Origin of the sequence: Sporosarcina soli (genome assembly GCF_042655805.1) — a bacterium.
Lineage (GTDB): Bacteria > Bacillota > Bacilli > Bacillales_A > Planococcaceae > Sporosarcina > Sporosarcina soli.
In genome coordinates this window covers 107,051-133,198 of sequence record NZ_JBHSNO010000008.1, presented here as the reverse complement: position 1 = coordinate 133,198, position 26,148 = coordinate 107,051, and the positions used below count along the sequence as shown (strand labels likewise).

Sequence of the window (26,148 nt, the reverse complement as noted above, 5' to 3'; positions counted from 1 at the left end):
ACGTCTAAACGTTCGGTCTGGGCGAATGGCGCGCCACAGACCGGTTTTTTTAGCCTGATTCAATGAAGTTCTTTGCATAGATGCAAGAAAGCGTAAAAGGTGGCGGTTTGTGATAGAATGGGCTATAGGTCATGAAAGAGAAAAAGGTGAAGACATGTCGACAAAACATGAACAGATATTACGCCATATTGAAGAGCTAGCCGTCGGCGAAAAGATTTCAGTCCGTCAAATTGCCCGCGCGCTTTCCGTCAGTGAAGGAACCGCTTATCGGGCGATCAAAGAAGCAGAAAATCAGAAGCTTGTTAATACGATCGAACGAGTTGGAACCATTCGGATCGAGAAGAAAAAGAAAGAGAACATCGAACGCCTGACGTATGCAGAGGTGCTCAATATCGTGGACGGTCTCGTGCTTGGCGGGCGAGGCGGCTTGCATAAAACATTGACGAAATTTGTCATCGGCGCCATGCAGCTGGACGACATGATGCGCTATATAGATGCGGGCAGTCTCCTCATTGTGGGGAACCGGCTAAAAGCGCATGAAACGGCGCTATTAGCAGGAGCGGCAGTCTTGGTGACAGGTGGCTTCGATGCATCGGATGATGTGAAGAAATTGGCCGATGAACTTGAGCTTCCGGTTATTTCAACGAGTTACGATACATTTACAGTCGCCACGATGTTGAATCGGGCGATTTACGACCAGCTGATTGAAAAAGAAATATTACTCGTGGAAGATATTTTGACACCACTTGAGAATACAATTACGCTACATACCAAAGATAGAGTCGCACATTTTAACGAAGCGAATCGCAAGACAACGCACGCGGGTTATCCTGTTATTGAAAAAAATGGGAAATTAGTAGGGATTGTCACGTCGCATGATGTCATTGGTAAAACGGAAGATGAATTAATCGAGAAAGTGATGACACGTAACCCGATTAGTGTCACTGGGAAAACGAGCGTAGCTTCAGCAGGGCACAGCATGATTTGGGAAGGGATCGACTTGATGCCCGTGGAAACAGAAAACGGAATGCTGGCTGGGATTATCAGCAGGCAAGACGTATTGAAAGCTTTCCAGATGGCACAGCGCCAGCCGCATCAAGGAGAAACGATTGATGATATCGTAAAAACGCAAATGAAGACGATTGAAAATAAGTCGTCTACGGTCGAATTTACAGTCGTTCCGCAAATGACCAATCAATTTGGATCGCTTTCTTATGGCGCACTGACAACGATCATGGCAGACGCAGGTAGTCGGGCGATCAAAATGAAAAAACGTGGAGAAAGTGTCCCTGAAAGCATTTCGTTGTATTTTATTAAGCATGTGCAATTGGGTAGCGTGATCATTGTTGAACCTCGTATTTTGCAAATGACGAGACGCTTTGTCAAAGTGGACTTCGAAATTCAAAGTGAAGGGGAACTGATCGCAAAAGGCATGATCATGTACCAACTATTTGATAAATAATCAGAGGCAAAGAAAAACTGATGCATTCATATGCATCAGTTTTCATTCAGCTCGGTTTCCTCATCGACAAAGCGTTTATAATGTTTAAATGCCCGGTAATTGAACATACCGACATAAGCACCTAAAGCAATGAAAATAGCAGCAACGATATAGGTGACGGTTCCGTCAAATAAAATCAGTTGATTGATTCCAAAAAAGAACAGTAAACCACCAAGAGCAGCACCAGCCATGCTTGCGTACATTTTTTTTCGGATTGGAAAAACGAACCGGGTTCTGAATTGCCTTGTCTTAAAATAGAAATAGAAAACCGCCGAAGCGATAATTAAGAAAACAACAATGAAATGAATCGTATCACTCAACAAAAAGCCCTCCAATAATATCAATTACGCCTCGGCGTAATTGCGTCCAGATTTTGAATTGCGCTTGCGCAATTAACTCCTTTCAAAATCTGTGACATCCGCCGGAGGCATTATCTTCGTTCAGCACGTGCTTGAACACCCACTGAATAGTAAAACAAAATCGCATTCAGCTCGTCAACCTATAGAGGTGGGAGTTTTCTGTAGCTGACGCTTCGCTTTCAGTACAAAAACATTTGCTGAATGAAGATAAACAAATCTTCTTATATTGTAGCGACTTTCGAAACGGATTGAAACCGGAATATATGAAAACGCGGAGGAATTGAAAATGAAAAGACAAATCATCGACACAATTGAGAAGTATGACAAAATCATTATTCATCGACATGTGCGGCCGGATCCAGATGCCTATGGCTCACAGTTAGGGTTAAAGGAACTGATTCGAGCCAATTATCCGGAAAAGCAAGTATATGCTACTGGAACCCATGAAGAAACGCTTACATACTTAGGTGTCCAAGACCAAGTCGATTGTGCATTCTATGATGGTGCACTCGTTATTGTGACGGATACGGCGAATACCGGCCGGATTGACAAAAGCTGTTCGACTACCGGCGATTTGCTCATGAAAATCGATCACCACCCGGATGAAGATCCATACGGTGATGTGAAATGGGTAAACACTTCTGCGAGTTCCACTTCGGAAATGATCTATACATTGTATGAAGAAGGAAGGGATTCCTACGGCTGGGAAATGACGGATGAAGCTGCGAGACTACTGTTTGCAGGTATCGTCGGTGACACTGGCCGTTTCATATTTCCGAGCACGACCTGCAAAACATTTGAAATCGCCAGTGATTTGATCAAATATGATTTCAACCGACCGGAACTCTTCGCAGGCATGTATGAAGTAAAACGTGAATTGCTTCACTTGAAAGGCTATATTTATCAAAATTTCACGATGGATGAAAATGGCGCTGCATTTGTCAAAATTGACAAATCAATACTTGAACAATTTGGCGTGACACCTTCAGATACATCACAACTCGTCGGTGCGTTAGGGGATGTGAAAGGGATTTGCGCCTGGATCATCTTCATTGAGGAAGCGGATCAAATTCGTGTGAGATTACGTTCAAAAGGTCCTATTATCAATAAATTGGCGGCTGAGCACGGTGGCGGCGGTCATCCACTTGCTGCCGGTGCATCCGTTTATACATGGGAAGAAGCAGATAGAGTCATTGAAAAACTGAAACAATTATGCAGGTGAAAAATTGAGCGGAGGGATTGCATTGACACTTGTCTATCCGCAAATCGTGACAGGAGCAGATCTGCTACGTGGCATTATAAAACTCGATCGATTGGCCCCACTTCTGCAAAGGAGAGGGGCTGTCTCTGTTGCGATCGTTAACTCCAAGTTGCATGGCATCCGTTCCTTTTACAAAGTGATGACAAAATACGGTATCCGCCCTGTTTTCGGATTATCTGTCCATTTAGATATCGGTGAGGGAGCGACACCTCTTGTGTATGTATACGCCAAAGATGATGAGGGCTATCGCAATTTATTGAAAATGAGCAGTGCAGCTGCCACTCGGGATGCAGAGACATTGCCAATCCAATGGTTGAAAGCGTATAGCGCGGGCTGCATCATCGTCTGCCCGCTGACAGACGCCACATGGGATTCAGTGGAGGATGAATCGGTAAGAGCGATCCTGAAGGCCTGTGAACAGGCGACACTTATGATTGGCATCAGCCGTGCCGGTGGTGTGAAACATGAAAAAGAAGCGGCAATACAAGCGTTTGCAAAAGGGATCAGCTTGCCGATCGTAGCGGTTCACGAATCGCGTTATGTCAATCCTGACGATGCTTTCGTCTATGAAGTTGCTCAAGCGATCCGAACCGGCTATAAGCTAAATGACCCGGCAAGGCCTAAAAACAATGATCGTGCCGCCTATTTACCTGAGGAAAGCGAGCTATTGGAATGGTACGCAGATCAGCCCGAGTGGTTGGAAAATATGTCAGCCATGTTGTTAGCTTGTACGGCATCATTGCCGCCCGCCGAGTCCATGATGCCGATCTACCCGGTGAACGAAGGAGAAACGTCAATTGTATTATTGGAGAGAAACAGTTTGTCGGGATTGAACAAGCGTGTTCCTGAAGCGGATGAAGCATATCGGAAACGGTTGGCCCATGAGTTAGACATTATAAGCAAGATGGGCTTTGCTGATTATTTTCTCATTGTTGAAGATTTTATGCGCTATGCAAAAGAGCAACAGATTCTGACTGGACCTGGACGAGGATCGTCAGCTGGGTCACTCGTTGCATTTGCACTCGGCATTACAGACGTTGACCCGATTAAGTACGGGTTGATCTTTGAACGGTTTCTCAATCCAGGTCGCATTACATTGCCGGATATTGATATCGATTTTGCGGATAATCGTCGGAATGAAGTCATTGAATATGTCGCTCGAAAATACGGCAAAGCAAATGTGGCTCAAATTATTACATTTGGCACTTTATCGGCGCGTTCTGTTGCTCGGAATGTGGCCCGCGTATTTGATTTTTCGAATGAGGAAATGGCCTTTTTGTCGAAAGAAATTCCGAATCGGCACGGAATCACATTAAAAGAAGCCGTTTCCGCTTCCAAGCCGTTACGTGACTGGGTCGCTATGGACCCGATGCGAACGAAGTGGCTGAACTCTGCGATTACACTGGAAGGACTGCCACGAAATGCATCGACGCATGCCGCGGGAGTAATTCTTTCACCGGTTCCGCTTGTTGATGTGGTGCCCTTGCAAAGTGGCGGAGACGGCATCTATTTGACACAATGGCCAATGGGAGATGTTGAAGAACAAGGGCTTTTGAAAATGGATTTTCTAGGCTTGCGGAATTTGACATTATTGGATCGCATTAGATCGATGATCGCCTATGATAGAAGGGGCAGAATCGATTTTGAATCGATTCCACTTGATGATGCCAAGACATTCGAGCTGTTCCAAGCCGGGGACACGACTGGCATCTTTCAGTTTGAATCGGAAGGGATGCGCAATGCATTACAGCTGATCCGGCCCACTCAGTTCGAAGATCTATTTGCGATCAATGCATTGTATCGTCCGGGCCCGATGGATCATATACCACTTTACAGCCGTAGGAAAAACGATAACGAAAAAATTACATATATCCATCCGTTATTGGAAACAGTGTTGGCAGAAACCTACGGGGTTATTGTCTATCAAGAACAGATTATGGAAATTGCGGTCCGAGTCGCAGGTTTTACGATGGCGGAAGCGGATTTGTTAAGGCGGGCTGTCAGCAAGAAAAACAGAGAAGTGCTCCAAAAAGAACGGATTCACTTTACGCAAAGCGCTGTGGAGAATGGGTTTCCAAAAGAATCGGCGATCGCAATTTATGACCTCATCGTGAAATTTGCAGATTATGGATTTCCAAAAAGCCATGCGGTCGCTTATTCATTGATCTCTTATCGACTCGCTTTTTTAAAGGCGAATGAACCTGCCTATTTTTACGCTGCATTGTTGTCTTCACTGACAGGCAATAGTGAAAAGACGATGGAATTATTGAGGGAAATGGACGCGAAGGGAATCAAGCTCTTACCTCCATCCATCAGACAGAGCAAATATATGTATACGGTTGAAAATGGATCGGTCCGGATCGGTCTCGGTATCATTAAAGGTGTGACGCCAACCTTTTACGAGGCACTCAAACGAGCGAGGAAATCCGACGGTCATTGGAAATCGATGTTCGATTTGGCTGTTGCACTTGGTAGTGGGGCTTTTACAGAAAAGTCGATCCGACCACTCATCAAGGCAGGGGCACTCGATTTGTTCGGGGAAACACGGGATGTCCTGCTTGCGTCTATCGAAGCGGCTATTGCGCATGTGCAATTCGTTCGGCCGGATGATGACGCAGATATGTTTGGCGATATGTTCCAAGCTTTGGCCAGCCCTAAGTATTCTCCGGGGACTTCCATGTCACGAATGATGATGTTGGAATTTGAAAGGGAAGTTCTTGGATTTTATCTTTCGGAACATCCCGCTTTGGAAGCGAAAAAAATGGATGGCGGACAATGCAATCCGATCGTTTCGGTTGCAACACTGCGGGATCGTACGCCAGTCAGACTGATCGGCCTCTTAGTGGATATGAAACGGATTCGTACGAAAAAAGGAGAAGCGATGGCTTTTCTCACATTACAGGATGAAACGGGGCAAATTTCCTGTACCCTATTCCCGAAACAATATGCTGCTTCGAATAATGCCCTCGTTGAAATGGGGATGCTTCAGGTAGAAGGGACAGTTGAACATCGCAGAGCACAGCCTCAAATACTTGTCCAACAGATCGAAAAATTATGAGAATGGCGGTTATATGACAAGATTTTCAACTATGACTTTACGTACAAGCCGCTTTTCTGTATGCTAGTGACAAGAGTGGTCTGACCACTTTTATAATGATGATCATCTTCATTCAGCGGAAGACTCTCACCTCTTAAAGGGCGAGATGAATGTTTTTTGGTTTACTGTCCGGCAGGTGTTCAAACGCCAGCTGAACGAAGATAAAGCCTCCGGCGGATGTCACAGATTTTGAATCGAGCAAGCTCGATTCAAAATCTGGACGCAATCACGCCGAGGCGTGATTGATTAGAGGGGTTCATGCATGCAAAATCCAAAACCGTCATCAAAAATGTTCCTCGATATTGTCGGTGAACTCAAAAACATCATTAAAGTGGAAGGCATTAAAACGGGGGGGAAACTGCCGTCCGAGCGGGAATTGGCTGAACGCCTCCAAGCGGGGCGATCGACGGTCCGTGAAGCGCTACGCAGTTTGGAGCTATTAGGGCTGATTGAAACCCGCCGTGGAGAAGGGACATTTCTTGCAGATTTGAAGAAACACCAGCTTGTTGAAGTGCTAGCGGCTTTCATCATGCAACAACCGGAATCGTTCCTCGATGTACAAGAAACGAGAAGGATCCATGAAAAAGCGGCCATTTCGACGGTCTGCCAGGATAGGGCCTTGCGCGATTTACCGGTTTGGACAAGTTTACTCGTAAAAATTGAAACGGATGGGGGAATCATTCGGGAAGATCTTATCCGTGAGATGATTGTTGCAACAGGTAATCGACTGTCACTCAAAATCTGGTTTTTATTAAAACAGTATAGCAGGGTCTCTTATCAAGAGCTGACAACAATAGTTGAGAATGATGTTGTCAAATGTCTTCTTGAAAATTTACTTGAAGGCAATGAAAAGGAAACGATGGCAGCTTATTCGAAATGGATTGGGCTAGTAGAAGGTGAAAGAAGGGAAAGAAGCGTATGATCCGCGATATATTTACTAAAAACAAAAAGAAACGTGCAACTGTTCCATCCGTTGATGCAAGAAATGACGTCCCGGAAGGAATTATGACCAAATGTCCGCAATGTAAAGATGTAATCGTTACGAAAGATTTACTCAAGACGAAAAAAGTTTGTCCAAAATGTGGTTATCATTTCAAAATGACCGCAGCGGAGCGTGTGGACTGTTTGTTTGACGAAGGCACATTCCAGTCAATTGATAATCATTTGAAAACGGAAAACCCGCTACAATTTCCTGCCTACACGGAGAAGGTGGAAGCAGATGCAGAGCGGACAGGGCTAAACGAGGCAGTGCTTACAGGAACCGGGAAAATCGACGGGATGGAAGTTGCCGTCGCCATTATGGATTCACATTTCCGGATGGGCTCGATGGGATCCGTCGTCGGCGAAAAAATAACACGTGCAATTGAAAAAGCGACAGCATTGAATATTCCGATTCTCATATTCTCTGCAAGCGGTGGTGCCCGGATGCAGGAAGGCGTATTGTCGTTGATGCAAATGGCAAAAACGAGCGTTGCCCTCAATCGTCATGCCGAAACAGGAAATTTATATATATCGATCATGACGTATCCGACAACAGGAGGCGTATCCGCAAGTTTTGCATCGGTCGGAGATATCAATTTGGCCGAACCTAAAGCATTGATCGGTTTTGCTGGGAGACGCGTAATCGAGCAGACTGTTAGAGAGAAACTGCCTGAAGATTTTCAAACTGCAGAATTCCTCCTCGAACACGGTCAGTTGGATGCGGTTGTCCATCGTGAAGAAATGAAGGAAACATTGGCTAAAATTATACGTCTGCACCAGAAGGAGGCGAAATAAGTTGAGTAAAACAATGGGATTTGAAGTGCCAATTGTTAAGTTGCGCGAGAAAATTCAGGAACTAGAAGAGTTTACGAAAACGAATTCGGTTGATTTATCCGATGAAATCAACACGTTGAAGAAACGGTTGAAAAACTTGGAAGAAGAAATTTACGGCAATATGGAACCGTGGGATCGGGTGCAAGTAGCAAGGCATCAGGAGCGTCCGACAACATTAGACTATATCCAAGCATTATTCGACGATTTTATTCAGCTGCATGGAGACCGAGCGTATGGAGATGATGCGGCAATCGTTGGTGGAATCGGGTCGTTTGATGCCACGCCGGTTACAATCATCGGCCATCAGCGCGGAAAAGATACAAAAGAGAATGTGAAAAGAAATTTCGGTATGCCCCATCCGGAAGGGTATCGAAAAGCATTGCGTCTGATGAAACAAGCAGAAAAATTTGGACGCCCAATCATTTGCTTTATTGACACGAAAGGGGCTTACCCCGGCAAAGCGGCAGAAGAACGAGGACAAAGTGAGGCCATTGCGCGGAACCTCGTTGAAATGGCGAATCTTCGGGTTCCAGTCATCTCGATTGTCATTGGAGAAGGGGGAAGCGGTGGTGCTCTTGCTTTAGGTGTCGCGAATCATATTCATATGCTTGAACACTCCACTTATTCAGTTATTTCGCCTGAAGGAGCTGCCTCAATTTTATGGAAGGATGCAAGCTTGGCGAAGCAAGCGGCGGAAGCGATGAGAATTACAGCGCCTGATCTAAAAGAAATGGGGATGATCGATGAGATCATTCCAGAAATTCTTGGTGGTGCACATCGTGATCCTGCTACACAAGCGACGTATATCGGACAAGCGATCCGTTCCTCGCTAGAAACATTGGGGGCAATGGATGGCGATGCATTGGTAGAAGACCGCTATGAAAAATTCCGTCGAATCGGTGTATTTTCCGAGTAAGGAAAACACAATGAACCGTTACTTCTAACATTCGGAGATACTGACTTTGAAAGCGGGAGTGTTGAAGATGAAAAAGATAGCAGTTTTGACAAGTGGCGGGGATGCGCCCGGCATGAATGCTGCGGTGCGTGCAGTTGTAAGAAAAGCGATTTATGAAGGTTTGGAAGTCGCGGGTGTATACAATGGCTACCAAGGATTGATCGAAGGGAAAATCGAGCGCTTGGAACTTGGTTCGGTAGGGGACATCATTCAACGTGGCGGTACGATGCTACGTTCTGCCAGAAGTGCGGAATTCCGTACTCCTGAAGGACAGAAAAAGGCCATGCAACAATTAAAGAATAATGGAATCGATGGCTTGGTTGTCATTGGCGGGGATGGTTCTTTTAGGGGAGCACTCGAATTGACGAAATTGGGCTGCCCATGTGTTTGTGTCCCTGCAACAATTGATAATGATATTAACGGCACCGAGTTTACGATCGGCTTTGATACAGCTTTGAATACAGTCATCGATGCGATCGATAAAATTCGGGATACAGCAACTTCTCATGAACGGACATTCATTATTGAAGTGATGGGCCGGGATGCCGGTGATTTGGCGCTCTGGGCCGGGCTTGCAGGAGGAGCGGAAACGATTTTGATTCCGGAGGAGAAAATCGAAATTCCGACCATCATCGACAGGCTCGTCAGTGGTACAGACCGTGGTAAAAAACATAGTATTATCATTGTTGCAGAAGGAGTGATGACTGCAGCAGAACTTGCTGAAATCATTAATAAGGAAGCGGGAATCGAAACGCGCATCTCCGTCCTTGGCCATATCCAGCGGGGCGGATCCCCTTCGGCACGCGATCGGGTCATTGCCAGCCAATATGGAGCAAAAGCGGTAGAAGTGCTGAAGGAAGGGAAGAGCGGCGTTGCGATTGGCATGAAGAATTATGACGTGATAGAATATAATTTGAAAGATGTCTTCGAACAATCTGATGAATTGGATATGAAGATGTACAAATTATCCAAAGAATTGTCGATTTAATCAGCAAATCTTTTTGTACTGAAAGCGAAGCGTCAGCTACAGAAGTCCCCCACTTCCATAAGTGGTGTAATTGATACAGTTGTTTAGCAAATTGGGAAGAGGCGAGAATGAATGAGAAAAACAAAAATCGTTTGTACAATTGGCCCTGCAAGTGAGTCTCCAGAAGTTTTGGAAAAACTGATCGATGCGGGAATGAATGTTGCCCGGTTGAATTTCTCTCATGGCGATCATGACGAGCATAAAAAACGGATTGAGACAATCAGAAATGTGTCGGAAAAAAAGGGGAAAGTGGTCGGTATCCTATTGGATACAAAAGGTCCTGAAATCCGCACACATTCGATGAGAGATGGACAAGTTGACCTTGTGGCGGGTCAATCTATTAAAATCTCCATGCAGGAGGTCATCGGTGACAACGATGTCTTTTCGGTTTCGTATGACAAGCTGATTGATGATGTTCATACAGGCTCTGTTATTTTGTTGGATGATGGCCTTATTCAATTGGAAGTAACTGATCTAGATAAAGAGAATGGACTTATTCATACTGTCGTCGTCAATTCCGGAACATTGAAAAATAAGAAAGGCGTAAATGTGCCTGGCGTTTCTGTACAACTTCCAGGCATGACGGAAAAAGACGCATCTGATATTCTATTCGGAATAGAGCAGGGCGTCGATTTTATCGCTGCGTCATTTGTTAGACGACCATCAGATGTGATGGAAATCCGTACACTTTTAGAGAACAACAATGGTGCACATCTCCAGATCATTCCGAAAATCGAAAATCAGGAAGGTGTCGATAACATCGATGAAATCCTGACGATTGCGGATGGATTGATGGTTGCAAGGGGAGACTTGGGCGTTGAAATTCCGGCTGAAGAAGTGCCGCTCGTCCAGAAAAAACTGATCGAAAAATGTAATCAGGCTGGGAAACCGGTTATTACAGCTACTCAAATGCTAGATTCGATGCAACGTAACCCACGCCCAACGCGTGCGGAAGCAAGTGACGTGGCGAATGCCATATTGGATGGCTCGGATGCGATCATGCTTTCCGGTGAAACTGCGGCAGGCCTCTATCCAGTTGAATCTGTTCAAACGATGGATCGAATTGCCAAGACAACTGAAGCGTCTATCGACTATCGTTCTGTCGTCTCAACACGCCGCCGTGAAAAGCATGGCAATATGACAGAAGCGATTGGACAAGCGGCTGCCTATACAGCTATCAATTTAAAAGTGAAGGCCGTGCTAGCGCCTACGGAAAGTGGTCATACGGCGAAAATGATTGCAAAATATCGTCCTGGTTGTCCGGTTATTGCGGTCACATCTTCCGACGCCTGTTCAAGAAAACTTTCGCTTGTTTGGGGTATTTATCCGATTGTCGGTAGAAAGGTGGCGTCCATCGATGAAATCTTACAGGAATCTGTGGAAGAAAGTGTCAAACATCAATATGTAAGTCATGGAGATGTTGTCATTATTACAGCAGGTGTTCCAGTTGGAGAAGCAGGGACGACGAACTTGATGAAAATTCATGTGATCGGTGATTTATTGGCAAGAGGACAAGGCATTGGGAAATCAGTTGCATTTGGCCGTGCAGTTATAGCTAACAATGCAAAGGAAGCACTTGCTCACGATACGGAAGGTGCGATCCTCGTGACGACTGCATCGGACAAGGATATGATGCCAGCCATTGAAAAATGTGCAGGACTGATTACAGAGGAAGGCGGACTGACGAGCCATGGGGCCGTCGTTGGTCTAAGTCTCGGTATTCCGGTTATTGTCGGAGTTGAAAATGCAACAAAGAATATTCGCCATGATAATGATATAACAATTGATGCTGAGTCTGGTGTTATTTATAATGGCCATGCCAGTGTACTCTAACTGATTCAATACAAAACAAGGCTGCTTCCGGCTAAAAATCGGAGCAGCCTTGTTTAGGAGGTTGCTACGTATGAAATGGCTGATCCTTGCGTTTATTGCGATCCCTACGACCGAGCTTGCGTTGCTGATCTATTCGGGAAAGGTGCTTGGTCTTTTTCCGACCATCGCTATTATTTTGCTCACTGGAGTCGGGGGCGCTTATTTTGCGAAAAAACAAGGAATGAAAGTATGGAAAGAGTTTCAAAATCGCATGGCTGCGATGGAAACGCCCGGCAATGCACTCATCGATGGCGTGTGTATTTTCTTTGGCGGGATATTATTGCTGCTACCTGGCTTTTTAACAGATATTTGTGGCTTGCTATTGCTCTTCAAAGGGCCCAGAAATCTGATCCGCCCATTCATTCACAGATGGATTTATAAAAAAATGAAGAATGGTCGAATTATTATGATGTGAACATTGAATGCCTTCTCACTTTTATTGCGGCAAACAGTAGAAATGGCGTCAGTAGAATACCGGGTATGCCGAACAAATAGAACGAGCATACGGTGATGTAAAAGGCATGTATCGGCTTCACTTGGAATGTGGAGGCCCACATATACGATTCCGCCATTTGTCGGGTTGTCATAGTGAAAAAATAAAGAAAAATCAATGAAATGCCAATGAGATTATTTCCCGTGTAAAGGAAAAATCCAGACATCGGTAATAGAAAGATACCTATACCAAGAAGCGGAAGGCTATCTGCCAGTGAAATAAGAAATGCGGTACCAATTGGCGATTCAAATCGCAGAAAGAAAAAACCGACTGTCAGGACTAAAAATGTTAGTAAAAACAACCTGAACTCTACAGATAAAAATGTACCAATCAGTTTGCTGCCATTGGTGATCATCTTCTTTGTCGAAGCCCGGATCGCTTTGGGAAAATAGATAAGAAACCAAAAACGGTTTTTACCTGATTCCCTCAATGCGAAAAAATAGGCGACGAGGAAGATGAATAAGCTAAACATTTGCTGAAAAAAGGTGCTGATTTTTGTGACCGTATATTCTAGTAAGGCATGTCCGTATTGAACGATATTATTTTCTAAAAAAGTAAAAAGTTTAGCGATAATATCGGTGTTTCCTGTAAAAGGAGAAATTTGTCGTTCAACTGCGGGAAGTGTATCGAGTAATCCGTGTAAAGTCATAAAAGTAAAAGCGCCGACTAGTAAAAAAATCAGACACATGACGATAAGCGTTGCAATCGTCAATGGCAATTTCACGATAGATCGGATCGTTTGTAAAATCGGAGCGGTGAAGTAGGCGACAATGACCGCAATGGCAACCGGGGGCACAAGAAATAAGATGGCCAATATCAAAATAGCGGGAAGCCATTTTATGATAAGTCGTTGCAAACCCTGATGTTTACTGTTGAAAACAGTCATTTTCCACCTCTTTTTTTATAGTACTGAAAACAAAAACAAGCGTTTCCATTCACAAAGGTGACAAAATTGCTTATAATAGTTCCTGTAAGCGTTTTTAGTTGTTTTGCTTTTGTAACATTATTAGAAGATTAGCTATTTTTTCTTTACCAAGAACAGAATGGCTACATTGAACAGAAGGAGCGATTTATATGACAGCAACAAAAGGGTTGGAAGGAGTTGTAGCGACACAGTCCGCCATCAGTTCAATTATTGATGACACACTTACATACGTCGGCTATGACATTGACGATCTTGCAGAAAACGCGAGTTTTGAAGAAGTTATTTATCTTCTATGGCACCAACGCCTGCCGAAAATGGAAGAGCTCAAAGAATTGAAACAACAGCTTGCAAACAATATGTCTGTTCCTCAGGAAGTCCTGAACCATTTTACAACATACCCAATTGGGGAAGTTCACCCAATGGCGGCGCTTCGTACGGCTATTTCTCTACTCGGATTATACGATGACAAAGCGGAAGATATGTCCGATGAAGCAAATTACGCAAAAGCGATTAAACTACAAGCTCAAATCGCTACAATTGTTACTGCATTTGCACGTATCCGTAAAGGGCTTGAACCAATCGCTCCGAAATCGGACTACGGTTACGCTGAAAACTTCTTGTACATGTTATCAGGCAAAGAGCCAGAAGCAATCGCAATCGAAGCGTTCGATAAGGCGCTTGTCCTACACGCAGACCATGAGTTGAATGCTTCTACATTTACAGCTCGTGTATGTGTGGCAACACTTTCCGATATGTATTCTGGCGTTACGGCTGCGATCGGCGCATTGAAAGGGCCATTGCATGGCGGTGCGAATGAGCAAGTTATGAAAATGCTGACAGAAATCGGATCGGAAGAAAACGTAGAAACTTATATTCGTGAAAAACTTGACAACAAAGAAAAAATTATGGGCTTCGGTCACCGCGTTTATCGTAAAGGTGATCCACGTGCAAAACATCTGCGTGAAATGTCCAAAAAATTGACAGCACTTCGCGGTGAAGAGAAGTTTTATAACATGTCTCTAAAAATTGAAGCAATCGTTACAGGCGAAAAGAATTTGCCGCCGAATGTTGATTTTTATTCGGCTTCCGTGTACCATTCACTTGGAATCGATCACGATTTATTCACACCGATTTTTGCAGTGTCCCGCGTATCTGGTTGGATTGCACATATCCTTGAACAATATGCAAACAACCGACTAATTCGTCCGCGTGCGGATTATAACGGGCCAGGCATGCAAAAATACGTAGCTATCGGCGATCGATAAAAATAGAAATGGAGCGGCCTCAGCAAGTGCCAGCCCTAGCATCTTGAATTTAGGAGGAAATGAATTATGACTAACGGTGGTAAAATTACAGTAACAAATGGTGTTTTGAATGTTCCGGATCACGCAACAATTCCTTTCATTATCGGAGATGGGACAGGTCCTGACATTTGGAACGCTGCATCGCGCGTACTTGAAGCGGCTGTTGAGAAAGCATACGCTGGACAGAAAAAACTTATTTGGAAAGAAGTCCTTGCGGGTGAGAAAGCATTCAATGAAACAGGAGAATGGCTTCCACAAGAAACGCTTGACGTGATCGAAGAATACCTAATCGCGATCAAAGGACCTCTAACAACGCCAATCGGAGGCGGTTTCCGTTCATTGAACGTAGCACTACGCCAAGAATTGGATCTCTATACTTGCCTTCGTCCGGTCCGTTATTTTGAAGGTGTACCTTCTCCTGTTAAACGTCCGGAAGACTGTGATATGGTTATTTTCCGTGAAAATACAGAAGATATTTACGCAGGTATCGAGTATCAAAAAGGTACTGACGAAGTGAAAAAGCTTATCACTTTCCTACAAGATGAAATGGGCGTGGACAAGATTCGCTTCCCAGAAACTTCTGGTATCGGTATCAAACCAGTTTCAGAAGAAGGAACGAAACGTCTAGTACGCGGTGCGCTTAACTACATCATCAAAGAAGGCCGTAAGTCATTAACACTTGTTCATAAAGGAAACATCATGAAGTTCACGGAAGGTTCATTTAAAAACTGGGGCTATGAAGTGGCAGAACAAGAATTCGGTGATAAAGTATTCACTTGGAACCAATACGACGCGATCAAAGAAGCTGAAGGAACAGAAGCTGCAAACAAAGCACAAGCAGATGCTGAAGCAGCTGGCAAAATCATCGTAAAAGATGCGATTGCAGACATCTTCCTACAACAAATCTTGACACGTCCGAAAGAATTCGACGTTGTTGCAACGATGAACTTGAACGGAGACTATATTTCTGACGCGCTTGCAGCACAAGTCGGCGGAATTGGTATCGCTCCTGGTGCGAACATCAACTATGATTCAGGTCATGCGATTTTCGAAGCAACACATGGTACAGCACCGAAATATGCGGGTCTTGATAAAGTAAACCCATCTTCAGTACTTCTTTCAGGCGTTCTTATGCTTGAACACCTTGGCTGGAACGAAGCTGCGAAAATGATCACTGCTTCAATTGAAAAAACGATTGCTTCAAAAGTGGTCACATATGACTTCGCTCGCTTGATGGATGGCGCGACTGAAGTGAAAACATCTGAATTTGCAGATGAACTGATTAAAAACCTATAATTCCAATAAGGGATTCTGAATATCTCGGGTAAATAGTAAAATTGAGAACGGAGGGGGACTAGTCCCCCTCCGTACATTTGAAAAAAGGAGAGTTTTCGCATGACAATGAAACGTAAAAAAGTATCCGTCATCGGTTCCGGTTTCACAGGTGCAACAACTGCATTCCTTCTAGCACAAAAAGAACTTTGTGATGTAGTCCTTGTTGATATTCCGCAAATGGAAAATCCGACAAAAGGAAAAGCACTAGATATGCTTGAAGCCGGACCTGTCCAAGGTTTCGACGCCACTATTATCGGTACCTCAGACTATGCAGAGACGAAAGACTCTGATATCGTCATCATCACAGCCGGTATTGCACGTAAACCGGGCATGAGCCGTGACGACCTTGTTCAAACGAATCAAAAAGTCATGAAAGCTGTTACAAGTGAAATCGTAAAACATTCTCCAAATACGACTATCATCGTATTAACAAATCCTGTAGATGCTATGACCTACACGGTCTACAAAGAATCGGGATTGCCGAAAGAGCGCGTAATCGGTCAGTCAGGCGTTTTGGATACAGCTCGTTTCCGTACATTTGTTGCGCAGGAACTGAACTTGTCGGTAAAAGACGTTACAGGTTTCGTTCTAGGCGGACATGGAGACGACATGGTTCCACTCGTACGCTATTCCTATGCCGGTGGGATTCCGTTGGAAAAGTTAATCTCACCTGAGAGACTTGAAGAAATTGTAGACCGCACACGTAAAGGTGGGGCAGAAATCGTGAATCTGCTCGGGAACGGTTCTGCTTATTATGCACCAGCAGCATCTCTCGTAGAGATGGCTGAAGCCATTCTAAAAGATCAGAAGCGGGTTCTTCCTTCTATTGCCTATCTGGAAGGGGAATATGGCCTAGAAGGCATTTACCTTGGTGTTCCGACTGTTCTTGGAGCAGGCGGCATCGAGAAAGTGATTGAACTCGAATTGACAGAGGAAGAAAATGCTGCACTTGCAAAGTCGGCTAACTCTGTCAAAGCTGTTATGGAAGTGCTCGTCTAATCGCATATAAATGAATCGGGTGGCGTTCGCTACTCGATTTTTTTTCGATTAATTGATAAACTTGAATTATCTCATATTCGAAGGGGGAAATAAGTTGATATTAGGGAGAAAAAGGCGTCTTGGAAGAAAAGTTGAAGATATTTCTGTCGGGGAAAAATTGAAGCTGACAGAGAAAATTGAAGATAAAGACCTGTTATTATACCTTGGCTTGACAAATGATAGTAATCCGCTCTATATCCAACATGATTATGCCTCACAGACAGCTTATGAAAAGCCGGTTGTACCCGTGATTATGCTTACAGGTATTATTACATCTGCCGTTTCAAAGTATTTACCAGGGCCAGGTTCGCATATTGTTGCTCAGCAACTTACATTCCCTAAAGCGGTTTATCATTATTCGACGATTGATTTCCTATTTGAAATCGTTCGTGTTGATCAAACGGAAAATAGTGTTGATATTTCAGTTCAAGCAACGAACGAAGATGAGGAAATTGTCATCTACGGCCAGGTGACCGTCATACCTCCTAAGACGGAAGAACTGTTAACTTCACAAACGATGGAAAATTTTTAAGAATGAAAAACGAGTCCGGAAAAGCGGGGCATAATTACGATAAAGTATTTTTGACTAGGGAGTGTTGATACAGGATGAATACGACAACTAAGAAAATATTGATTGTGGATGATGAACAGCCAATTCGTACGTTGCTCGAATATAACTTGAAACAGGAGCGGTATGAAACCATTTCGGCGGCCGACGGCGAAGAAGCTGTACATAAAACGGAATCAGAGCAGCCAGACCTGATTTTGCTTGATCTGATGCTTCCTAAAATGGATGGGATTGACGTATGTAGAACGTTGAGGCAACGCGGGATTGAAACACCAATCATTATGTTAACCGCAAAAGGGGACGAGCTGGATAAGGTGCTCGGACTTGAGATTGGTGCGGATGACTATATGACGAAACCATTTAGCCCACGGGAAGTTGTTGCCCGGGTTAAAGCGGTGTTAAGGCGGACCGGAGATCGAAATGATCGGGAAGAGGAGAATGGTCTTCTGCAATCCGGACCATTGACCGTCCATCCGGAGCAATATATTGCTTATTTAAACAAAGAGGAGCTTGAGTTTACACCTAAAGAATTTGAACTGCTCGTGTATTTTATGCAAAATAAAAATCGCGTCCTTTCACGGGATCAGTTGCTGAGCGCAGTTTGGAATTATGATTTTGCGGGCGATACGCGAATCGTGGATGTACACGTCAGTCATTTACGTGAGAAAATTGAAGAGAATACAAAGAAACCTCTTTTTATCAAGACAGTGAGAGGAATCGGATATAAATTTGAGGAGCAGAAAATGTGATGAAAGGCCTCTATTTCCGTCTTGTCATTGCTTGTTCCGTGTTGGTTTCGATTCTGCTAACTGGTCTCGGTATTGTCCTGGGCCAGTTTTTTCCATTGTTTGCAGATACGGTTGATATGGAGATTCAAAAGAAATACTGGATATTCCTTCTTGTAACGCTTATTATCGCTTTTTTCTTATCGATGATTGTGGCATCTAAAATGATGCAGCAATATGCACATCCAGTTGATAAAGTGACGAACATCGCCATGCAAATCGCTAAGGGTAATTATTTGGTAAGGGTACAAACGGAAAAGCCTGAATACGATACCGAATTAGCCACTGCTCTGAATAGGATCGCTAGCAACCTTCAAGAAATGTCAACGTTAAGAGTGATGGAAAAAGAGCGTTTGAAAACATTGGTTGAAAGTATGGGAAGCGGCTTGCTGATGTTCGGGCGAGAAGGGACTGTCAATTTGGTAAACGGTGTTTTCGAGAAAACATTCGGCTATTCAAAGGAAGAATTGGTGGGCGAGACATTTAAATCGATTGGCTTACCAACAAATATTGAAAATCTGATCGAGGATGTCTTCATGACGGAGCAGGTCATTGAAAAACAAGTCCGCATTGAAGTTGGCGGGCAACTTTCTTATATGAGCGTTTATGGTGCACCAGTTATCGGCCATCATGGAAATTGGCTTGGAATTGTTGTCGTCATGCATGATATAACTGAGCTTGTCCGTCTCGAAGAAGTGCGCAAAGATTTTGTTGCCAATGTTTCACACGAATTGCGTACACCAGTAACCTCGATCAAAGGCTTCACCGAAACTCTGCTGGACGGAGCGATGGATGAACCGGCTATTTTACAGGAATTTCTTGTGATCATTCAAAAGGAAAGTGATCGACTTCATCTTCTCATTGCAGATTTGTTGGAACTCTCGGGAATCGAAAGGGAAGGGTTTTCCCTCGAGTTTGTTCGGGTCAATGTAAAAGAAACAATTGAAAATGCCTTAAAAATTGTCTCTGGCAAGTTAGAACATAAGAACATGGATCTAATGGTGAATATTCCCGATTATCTTATCATTGAAGCGGATACGGATCGCCTCATCCAAGTAATGGTCAATCTTTTATCCAATGCGATCAATTATTCAAAAGAAGGAACAAAGGTGACAATCATGGCTAAGAAGACTGCTGAGCATGCTGTGATTGAAGTGCAAGATCAAGGGATTGGCATAGAGCAAGCGGAGTTGCCTCGGCTATTTGAAAGGTTTTATCGTGTTGATCGTGCCAGAAGTCGTGATTCGGGAGGAACAGGTTTAGGATTAGCCATTGTGAAGCATTTAATCGAAGCGCATGGGGGGACGGTCGAAGTGAAAAGTACCATCGGTGTTGGTACGACCTTTACAATCCACCTGCCAATATCCCAGCAAACGTAAACGATCCAGTGCTTTGGATCGTTTTAACTTTGGAAATTATCCATTGCTATGAAACTTTCATGAAATTCATCCGTATAATCAAGAAGATACATAAAGAGGAGGGGCTATTTTATGAGTACACGCCGAATTTCAGTACTGATCGGCATGATAATTGCCGGCTTGTTGCTAGTCGTCATCGCCTTGACGACATGGTACACGGTCGATGAGTCCGAACAGGCTGTTGTCATTACATTTGGTACAGCAGATACAACTGTCACGGATTCAGGATTACATTTTAAATTACCATGGCCGATCCAGCATGTGGAGATACTTTCTAAAGAAACCTATAGTTTACAATTTGGCTACAAGCAGGATCCTGGTGGAGAATTGGTTTCATTCGATAAGGAAACCAAAATGATTACGGGAGATGAATATATCGTCCTCACGGATCTCGTTGTACAGTGGAAAATTACCGAACCACAAAAATATTTATTCAACGCCCAGGATCCACAAGAAATTCTGACAGATGCCACGTCCGCGTCTATCCGCTCAGTCATCGGAAGTTCGAAAATCGATTCAGCATTGACGGATGGGAAAGCGGAAATTGAAGCACAAACACGCGAATTGCTCGCAACACTCGTCGACAAATACGATATCGGGATTGCTATCCAAGGTGTAAAATTGCAAGATGTCGAATTGCCGAACTCTGAAGTGCGTGCAGCTTTCACTGCGGTAACTGACGCACGTGAAACGAAAGAAACAAAAACCAACGAAGCTGCGAAATATAAAAATCAGAAGATCAGCGAAGCAGAAGGGGAGCGTGACGCTATCAAATCTCGGGCAACTGGGCAAAAAACAGCCCGAATCGAACAGGCGCGCGGAGATGTTGCTCTCTTTAACAACTTGCATGCTGAATACATGAAGAATAAAGAAATTACGCGACAACGACTTGTCATCGAAACGCTTGAGCAAGTATTGCCGAAAGCGAAAATCTATATTATGAACGATGATGGGGAAACGGTAAAGTATTTGCCATTGCAACAACTGGAAAACCAAACCCCTCCCCCTGCAGAAAATAGTAAAGAAGGAGGCGGGAACTAATGGCGAACGACAATAACCCATTCAAAAGTATGGAAGAGAAATTTATCGAAAAACAACGTGCGAAGCAAAAAGGGAGTAAAGAACCGAAAACAGCCGGCACGCCTAATAGTCCGAAAAAACCGATAGAATTCAAAAAATATGCGAAACTGACTGTCATTTTAACAGCTATTTTTGCAGTAGCCATTATCTTAATTGCGAATCTATTTATTGTCAAAGAGGATGAATATCGGGTCGTCCGTCAATTTGGAGAGATTAAACGGATCGTCAAAGAACCGGGCATTAATCTGAAAATACCATTCATCCAAAGCGTCACAACTTTGCCGAAAAATCAGATGACGTATAATGTTTCCGAAGAAGAGATTAATACAAAAGATAAAAAACGGATCATTATCGATAACTATGCGGTCTGGAAAATAACAGATCCTGCTAAAATGATTGCCAATGCCCGCAATATCGTAAACGCGGAAGCAAGAATGGAAGAGTTCATTTACTCGGTGGTCCGCACAGAACTCGGTCAGTTGGATTATGTAGATATCGTCAATGATGAAAATTCTTCTCGAGGTAGTTTAAATGATCGTGTAACAGAGCGAGTGAATGAATTTCTCACCGAAGGGAATTACGGCATCGAAGTGGTGGATGTCCGGATGAAACGCATCGACTTGCCGGAGGAAAATGAACAATCAATTTACACACGAATGATTTCCGAACGCGAATCGACGGCACAAAAGTATTTATCCGAAGGGGATGCGGATAAGAAACGAATCGAAGCTGAAACTGACCGTGAAGTACAGGAAATGCTTGCACTTGCGAAAAAAGAGGCTGCAGTCATCCACGCTGAAGGGGAAGCTGAAGCCGCCAAAATCTACAATGATGCTTTTTCAAAAGATCCTCAGTTTTACAACTTATACCGCACACTTCAGTCCTATACGAAAACTATCGGGGACGACACGATGATCATCCTTCCTGCGGATTCGCCGTATGCGAAAGTGTTGACCGGTTATTTGGAGTAACGAAAATGCCTGCATGACTAGCCTTCCGCTAGCTATGCAGGCATTTTCAATTATACCCGTCTACGTGGTAAGATGAAGGAAGATGACGTTTTTTATGTGATTTTGCATATGAACTGCAAGCCTTCGGCGGCTATTACAAATTAAATGTAGCTATGCCAAGGTGTATTTGATGAAAGAGGAGTGGACTGAACGTGACGACAAAGAAAATCGTGCTACTGGACGGAAACAGTTTGGCATACCGAGCATTTTTCGCTTTGCCTTTATTGACCAATGACAGCGGAATCCATACTAACGCCGTTTACGGATTTACGATGATGCTACAAAATATTTTAGCGGACGAAAAACCGACGCATATGCTCGTAGCTTGGGATGCGGGCAAGACAACCTTCAGGCATCAGACATACGGGGAATACAAAGGGGGACGTCAAAAAACACCGCCTGAATTATCGGAGCAATTCCCTTATTTACGCAAGCTGCTCGAAGCGTTTAACATTCCTCAATATGAACTGGATCAGTACGAAGCGGACGATATTATCGGCACACTGAGTACAACGGGTGATGCGGATGGTTCTGAAGTAATCGTCATTTCCGGAGACAAAGATCTAACACAGCTGGCGAGTGAGAAGACAACGGTATACATCACCCGAAAAGGGATGACGGATATCGAGAAATATACACCCGATCATGTGAAGGAAAAGTACGGTATAGAGCCGCAACAAATTATCGATATGAAAGGCTTGATGGGCGATACATCCGATAATATACCAGGTGTGCCTGGTGTCGGGGAAAAGACTGCATTGAAGTTGTTGAAAGAATATGGCTCGGTTGAAAACGTCTATCAGTCCATCGACAACATCACGGCAAAAAAACTAAAAGAGAATTTGACGAACAATGAAGAACAAGCCTATATGAGTAAAACGCTTGCTACGATAGAAGTGAAGGCGCCCCTTACGATATCAATCGATGATCTCTCCTATGCAGGTCCAGATATGGATAAAGTGACGTCGATCTATCAAGAGTTGAAATTTAAAACATTGCTTGAAAAAATCGCCCCTCAAGAAGCGGAGAAACCGCAAGAGGCGATCGACATCCAATTCCTCACCGAAATAACGGAAGCGGATCTCACAGACGAAATGGCCATCCATATCGAGATGATCGAGGATAACTATTTGACTGCGGATATTTTAGGAATCAGCTTAGCGGATGAGAAACGTACATTGTTCGTTACGTTAGCAGTTGCTCAACAATCGGCAATTTTCAAGGAATGGCTCGGGAATCCGGCAAATAAGAAATACACTTCTGATTCAAAAGCGGCAATCGCCTCCCTGGCAGGTCAGGGGCTCATTGCAGAAGGATTTGAGTTCGATCTTCTTCTCGCTTCATATATCGTCAATCCATCGTCAACGTATCCGGACATTGCTTCCATTGCAAGGGAGTTCGGAAGGGCAGACGTTCAACCTGATGAGGTGATATACGGAAAAGGTGCAAAAAAATCAGTGCCGGATGAAGAGAAAATTGCCGAACATGCCAGTCGGAAAGCGCGTGTAATTTGGGACCTACGAGACGTTATCGAAACGAAACTAAAAGAGAATGATCTCTACGATCTTTATCACGAACTTGAATTGCCGCTGGCGAAAATTTTATGCCAAATGGAAGTCACGGGCGTCAAGACAGACTTGAAGACATTGCAGGAAATCGGTTCCGATCTCTCGGCGAAGTTAATTGAACTTGAAGCGGCCATCTATGAAGCAGCGGGCGAAAAATTCAATATCAATTCGCCGAAACAGCTCGGCGTCATCCTGTTCGAAAAAATCGGTTTGACACCGATCAAAAAGACGAAAACCGGCTATTCGACGGCAGCTGATGTACTTGAAAAACTGGAAAGCGAACATGAAATTATCGGATTGATATTAACTTATCGCCAACTTGGTAAGTTGAACTCCACTTATATCGAAGGGCTATCCAAAGAAATTCACGAGGACGGGAAAATCCATACACGTTTCCAACAAGCGTTGACAACGACTGGCCGTCTCAGTTCCATCAATCCGAATTTACAGAATATCCCTGTCAGACTTGAGGAAGGTAGGAAAATTCGAGCTGCATTCGTCCCTTCGGAACCTGGCTGGTACTTATTTGCAGCGGATTATTCCCAAATCGAACTACGTGTGTTAGCACATATTTCGAAGGATGAAAAAATGATCGAGGCATTCCGAGCTGGCGCGGATATCCATACGAAGACGGCAATGGACGTGTTTGGTGTGGATCAAGACGCCGTTACATCGGATATGCGTCGGGCGGCAAAAGCGGTCAATTTCGGAATTGTTTACGGGATCAGTGATTATGGGCTCTCGCAAAGTTTAGGCATTACGCGGAAGGAAGCTGCAACGTTTATCGAATCTTATTTGAACAGCTTCCCGGGTGTGAAGGCGTATATGGAAGAAATTGTTGCTGATGCGAAGCTGAAAGGCTATGTCACGACATTGATGAACCGGAGACGGTATTTGCCCGATATTACAAGTTCGAACTTCAATTTGAGAGGATTCGCAGAACGGACAGCGATGAATACGCCGATTCAGGGAAGCGCTGCCGATATTATCAAAAAAGCGATGATCGACATGGCAAAAAGACTGGAAGATGAAGGCTTACAGACACGAATGCTCCTTCAGGTGCATGACGAGCTCATTTTTGAAGCCCCTGAAGATGAAATTGAAAAATTGAAACAAATCGTACCAGAAGTGATGGAATCCGCCATTGCATTGGATGTACCGCTGAAAGTGGATTGGGCATTCGGATTGTCCTGGTACGAAACGAAGTGAGGGAAGTAAAAGATGCCGGAATTACCGGAAGTTGAAGGAGTTGTCCGTGCACTTGCGCCGGTTGCGAAAGGCAGGACGATCCAAGAGGTGACCGTCTCTGATACGGTCATCCATTCAAAACAATTAGGAAAAGAAGCGATTATTAAAGGAATCACGACTGAGGATTTTATGGCGGAGATGGTGGGTATGACCATCATGGATGTGACACGCCGTAGCAAATATATTTACTTTCATTTACAAAAGGATGGGAACGCTTGTCTCCTTGTCAGTCATCTTGGCATGACGGGTGCCTGGTTCGATGTGAACACGATCGATGAAATACCAGAGCTGAAGTTTCGTAAGCATATTCATGTCCTATTCAAGATGGAAGATGGAGGTTTGCTTGTCTATTCGGATATCCGTCGATTTGGGGAAGTGAGACTGTTGGATTGTGAGGCGGATCATCCGCCTCTATTGAAAATGGCACCAGAACCCTTTGAGGCGGATGCTTGCCGTCATTTTCTGGAAATGGCAGCGCTGGCGAAATATGCCCGGAAACCGATTAAAGAAGTGATTATGGATGGACATGTCATTTCAGGTTGTGGCAATATTTATGCAACAGAAGCGCTTTTCAATATGAACATTCATCCTGGAAGAACAGCGGAGCGGATTAGCGAGAAAAGGAAAAAGGAATTGTTTCATGCCATTGTCGCCGTGTTACAAGAAAGTATTGATGCGGGTGGTAGTTCCATTTCCGATTACCGGAATATCAATGGAGAGACCGGAACGATGCAAAAAAGACTTCGGATGTATGGACGGAAAGTGTGCGCTGTATGCGGAACAACGACGGAAAGCATGAAAATTGCAGGCCGCACATCCGTCTATTGTCCAACTTGCCAAAAGTGAGAAGAAGGAGGGAGAACGATGATCATTGGTTTGACTGGAAGTATTGCAAGTGGAAAAAGTACCGTATCTGCGATGTTGAAGAGAAAAGGCTTTCCGATTGTGGATGCGGATGAAATTGCAAGACAGGTTGTCGAACCTGGAAGCCCGGTCCTTACAGAGATTAGCCAAGCATTTGGACAAGGGGTGTTACAAGCTGACGGATCGTTGAATCGCGAAAAACTTGGCGAGCTGATTTTCAATGACAAAGAAAAGCGTCTGCAATTAAATGGGATCATCCATCCTGCCATACGTAAAGAAATGTTAAGACAAAAAGAAGAATGGTTGGCAAGAGGTGCCCGGACGGTCATCATGGACATACCCCTTCTTTTCGAAAGTAAGCTCCAGTCGCTTGTCGATAAAATCATTGTCGTATCTGTTACACCGGAAGTACAAAAAGAAAGACTCATTGCGAGAAATGTGTTATCGGAAGAAGAAGCGGATGCCCGCATTCAATCACAGATGCCTGTGAAGGAAAAAGAAAAAGAGGCAGATGCCGTTTTATACAATAATCATGCGGTTGAACAGACGGAAGAACAGCTAGAAAGACTTTTACTAGAATGGGAAATGAAGTCTTGACTTGTATTCTGAAAAGAAAGATATTATA

General features: G+C 44.1%; 22 protein-coding genes. 20 read left to right on the top strand and 2 right to left on the bottom strand.

Features of this window, described 5'->3' with window-relative positions:
* The first annotated feature begins 154 nt into the window (after window positions 1–154).
* Window positions 155–1,462, top strand: coding sequence for a DRTGG domain-containing protein (locus tag ACFPRA_RS15920; protein WP_381437580.1), 1,308 nt, complete (start codon window positions 155–157; stop codon window positions 1,460–1,462).
* Between the two features lie 35 nt (window positions 1,463–1,497).
* On the opposite strand, the gene ACFPRA_RS15915 is transcribed toward ACFPRA_RS15920, so the two are convergent.
* Complete coding sequence (locus tag ACFPRA_RS15915; RefSeq protein WP_381436770.1) at window positions 1,498–1,821, bottom strand: YtpI family protein; 324 nt, start codon at window positions 1,819–1,821, stop codon at window positions 1,498–1,500.
* Window positions 1,822–2,146: 325 nt separating this feature from the next.
* Here ACFPRA_RS15915 and ACFPRA_RS15910 point away from each other — a divergent pair, with 325 nt between their 5' ends.
* The 8 genes from ACFPRA_RS15910 to ACFPRA_RS15875 all read left to right on the top strand — a co-directional run bounded on the left by ACFPRA_RS15910 (window position 2,147) and on the right by ACFPRA_RS15875 (window position 12,302).
* Complete coding sequence (locus ACFPRA_RS15910; RefSeq protein ID WP_381436768.1) at window positions 2,147–3,082, top strand: DHH family phosphoesterase; 936 nt, start codon at window positions 2,147–2,149, stop codon at window positions 3,080–3,082.
* Between the two features lie 22 nt (window positions 3,083–3,104).
* Window positions 3,105–6,179 carry a DNA polymerase III subunit alpha gene (locus tag ACFPRA_RS15905; RefSeq protein ID WP_381436765.1) on the top strand — a complete coding sequence of 1,025 codons (3,075 nt, stop codon included), beginning with the start codon at window positions 3,105–3,107 and terminating at the stop codon, window positions 6,177–6,179.
* 301 nt (window positions 6,180–6,480) lie between these two features.
* Window positions 6,481–7,140: a FadR/GntR family transcriptional regulator gene (locus ACFPRA_RS15900; RefSeq protein WP_381436762.1), complete on the top strand. Its 660-nt coding sequence runs from the start codon at window positions 6,481–6,483 to the stop codon at window positions 7,138–7,140.
* Window positions 7,137–7,994 (top strand): acetyl-CoA carboxylase, carboxyltransferase subunit beta, encoded by an 858-nt coding sequence (accD, locus tag ACFPRA_RS15895; RefSeq protein WP_381436759.1) that lies wholly within the window; start codon window positions 7,137–7,139, stop codon window positions 7,992–7,994. Before ACFPRA_RS15900 ends, accD begins: the two co-directional genes overlap by 4 nt.
* Before the next feature lies 1 nt (window position 7,995).
* Entirely contained in the window at window positions 7,996–8,949 is a 954-nt protein-coding gene (locus tag ACFPRA_RS15890) for an acetyl-CoA carboxylase carboxyltransferase subunit alpha (RefSeq protein WP_381436757.1), read from the top strand.
* Between the two features lie 67 nt (window positions 8,950–9,016).
* Window positions 9,017–9,976, top strand: a complete 960-nt coding sequence (gene pfkA / locus ACFPRA_RS15885) for a 6-phosphofructokinase (protein WP_381436754.1) — start codon at window positions 9,017–9,019, stop codon at window positions 9,974–9,976.
* A 111-nt stretch (window positions 9,977–10,087) separates the two neighbouring features.
* Window positions 10,088–11,848 (top strand): pyruvate kinase, encoded by a 1,761-nt coding sequence (gene pyk / locus ACFPRA_RS15880; RefSeq protein ID WP_381436751.1) that lies wholly within the window; start codon window positions 10,088–10,090, stop codon window positions 11,846–11,848.
* 70 nt (window positions 11,849–11,918) lie between these two features.
* A complete protein-coding gene (locus ACFPRA_RS15875; RefSeq protein WP_381436748.1) occupies window positions 11,919–12,302 on the top strand; it encodes an FxsA family protein in 384 nt (127 codons plus the stop codon).
* Here the strand turns inward: ACFPRA_RS15875 and ACFPRA_RS15870 are convergent.
* Window positions 12,292–13,266 (bottom strand): AI-2E family transporter, encoded by a 975-nt coding sequence (locus ACFPRA_RS15870; protein WP_381436745.1) that lies wholly within the window; start codon window positions 13,264–13,266, stop codon window positions 12,292–12,294. The two genes, ACFPRA_RS15875 and ACFPRA_RS15870, sit on opposite strands and share 11 nt — an antisense overlap.
* A gap of 188 nt (window positions 13,267–13,454) precedes the next feature.
* On the opposite strand from ACFPRA_RS15870, the gene citZ reads away from it, so the two are divergent.
* The 11 genes from citZ to coaE all read left to right on the top strand — a co-directional run bounded on the left by citZ (window position 13,455) and on the right by coaE (window position 26,120).
* Complete coding sequence (gene citZ / locus ACFPRA_RS15865) at window positions 13,455–14,570, top strand: citrate synthase (protein WP_381436743.1); 1,116 nt, start codon at window positions 13,455–13,457, stop codon at window positions 14,568–14,570.
* A 66-nt stretch (window positions 14,571–14,636) separates the two neighbouring features.
* Complete coding sequence (icd, locus tag ACFPRA_RS15860) at window positions 14,637–15,905, top strand: NADP-dependent isocitrate dehydrogenase (RefSeq protein WP_381436740.1); 1,269 nt, start codon at window positions 14,637–14,639, stop codon at window positions 15,903–15,905.
* A 99-nt stretch (window positions 15,906–16,004) separates the two neighbouring features.
* The gene (mdh, locus tag ACFPRA_RS15855) at window positions 16,005–16,943 is read left to right on the top strand and encodes a malate dehydrogenase (protein WP_381436737.1); all 939 of its coding nucleotides are present in this window, start codon (window positions 16,005–16,007) and stop codon (window positions 16,941–16,943) included.
* Between the two features lie 94 nt (window positions 16,944–17,037).
* Window positions 17,038–17,514 carry a MaoC family dehydratase gene (locus tag ACFPRA_RS15850; RefSeq protein ID WP_381436734.1) on the top strand — a complete coding sequence of 159 codons (477 nt, stop codon included), beginning with the start codon at window positions 17,038–17,040 and terminating at the stop codon, window positions 17,512–17,514.
* 74 nt (window positions 17,515–17,588) lie between these two features.
* Entirely contained in the window at window positions 17,589–18,299 is a 711-nt protein-coding gene (locus ACFPRA_RS15845) for a response regulator transcription factor (RefSeq protein WP_381436731.1), read from the top strand.
* The gene (pnpS, locus tag ACFPRA_RS15840) at window positions 18,299–19,714 is read left to right on the top strand and encodes a two-component system histidine kinase PnpS (RefSeq protein WP_381437578.1); all 1,416 of its coding nucleotides are present in this window, start codon (window positions 18,299–18,301) and stop codon (window positions 19,712–19,714) included. Before ACFPRA_RS15845 ends, pnpS begins: the two co-directional genes overlap by 1 nt.
* 144 nt (window positions 19,715–19,858) lie before the next feature.
* Window positions 19,859–20,794 (top strand): FtsH protease activity modulator HflK, encoded by a 936-nt coding sequence (gene hflK, locus ACFPRA_RS15835; RefSeq protein ID WP_381437576.1) that lies wholly within the window; start codon window positions 19,859–19,861, stop codon window positions 20,792–20,794.
* Window positions 20,794–21,804, top strand: a complete 1,011-nt coding sequence (gene hflC, locus ACFPRA_RS15830; protein WP_381436728.1) for a protease modulator HflC — start codon at window positions 20,794–20,796, stop codon at window positions 21,802–21,804. Before hflK ends, hflC begins: the two co-directional genes overlap by 1 nt.
* 191 nt (window positions 21,805–21,995) lie before the next feature.
* Window positions 21,996–24,620 carry a DNA polymerase I gene (polA, locus tag ACFPRA_RS15825; protein ID WP_381436724.1) on the top strand — a complete coding sequence of 875 codons (2,625 nt, stop codon included), beginning with the start codon at window positions 21,996–21,998 and terminating at the stop codon, window positions 24,618–24,620.
* 12 nt (window positions 24,621–24,632) lie between these two features.
* Window positions 24,633–25,505, top strand: a complete 873-nt coding sequence (gene mutM, locus ACFPRA_RS15820; protein WP_381436721.1) for a bifunctional DNA-formamidopyrimidine glycosylase/DNA-(apurinic or apyrimidinic site) lyase — start codon at window positions 24,633–24,635, stop codon at window positions 25,503–25,505.
* Between the two features lie 18 nt (window positions 25,506–25,523).
* Window positions 25,524–26,120, top strand: a complete 597-nt coding sequence (gene coaE / locus ACFPRA_RS15815) for a dephospho-CoA kinase (RefSeq protein ID WP_381436719.1) — start codon at window positions 25,524–25,526, stop codon at window positions 26,118–26,120.
* Window positions 26,121–26,148: the final 28 nt, after the last annotated feature.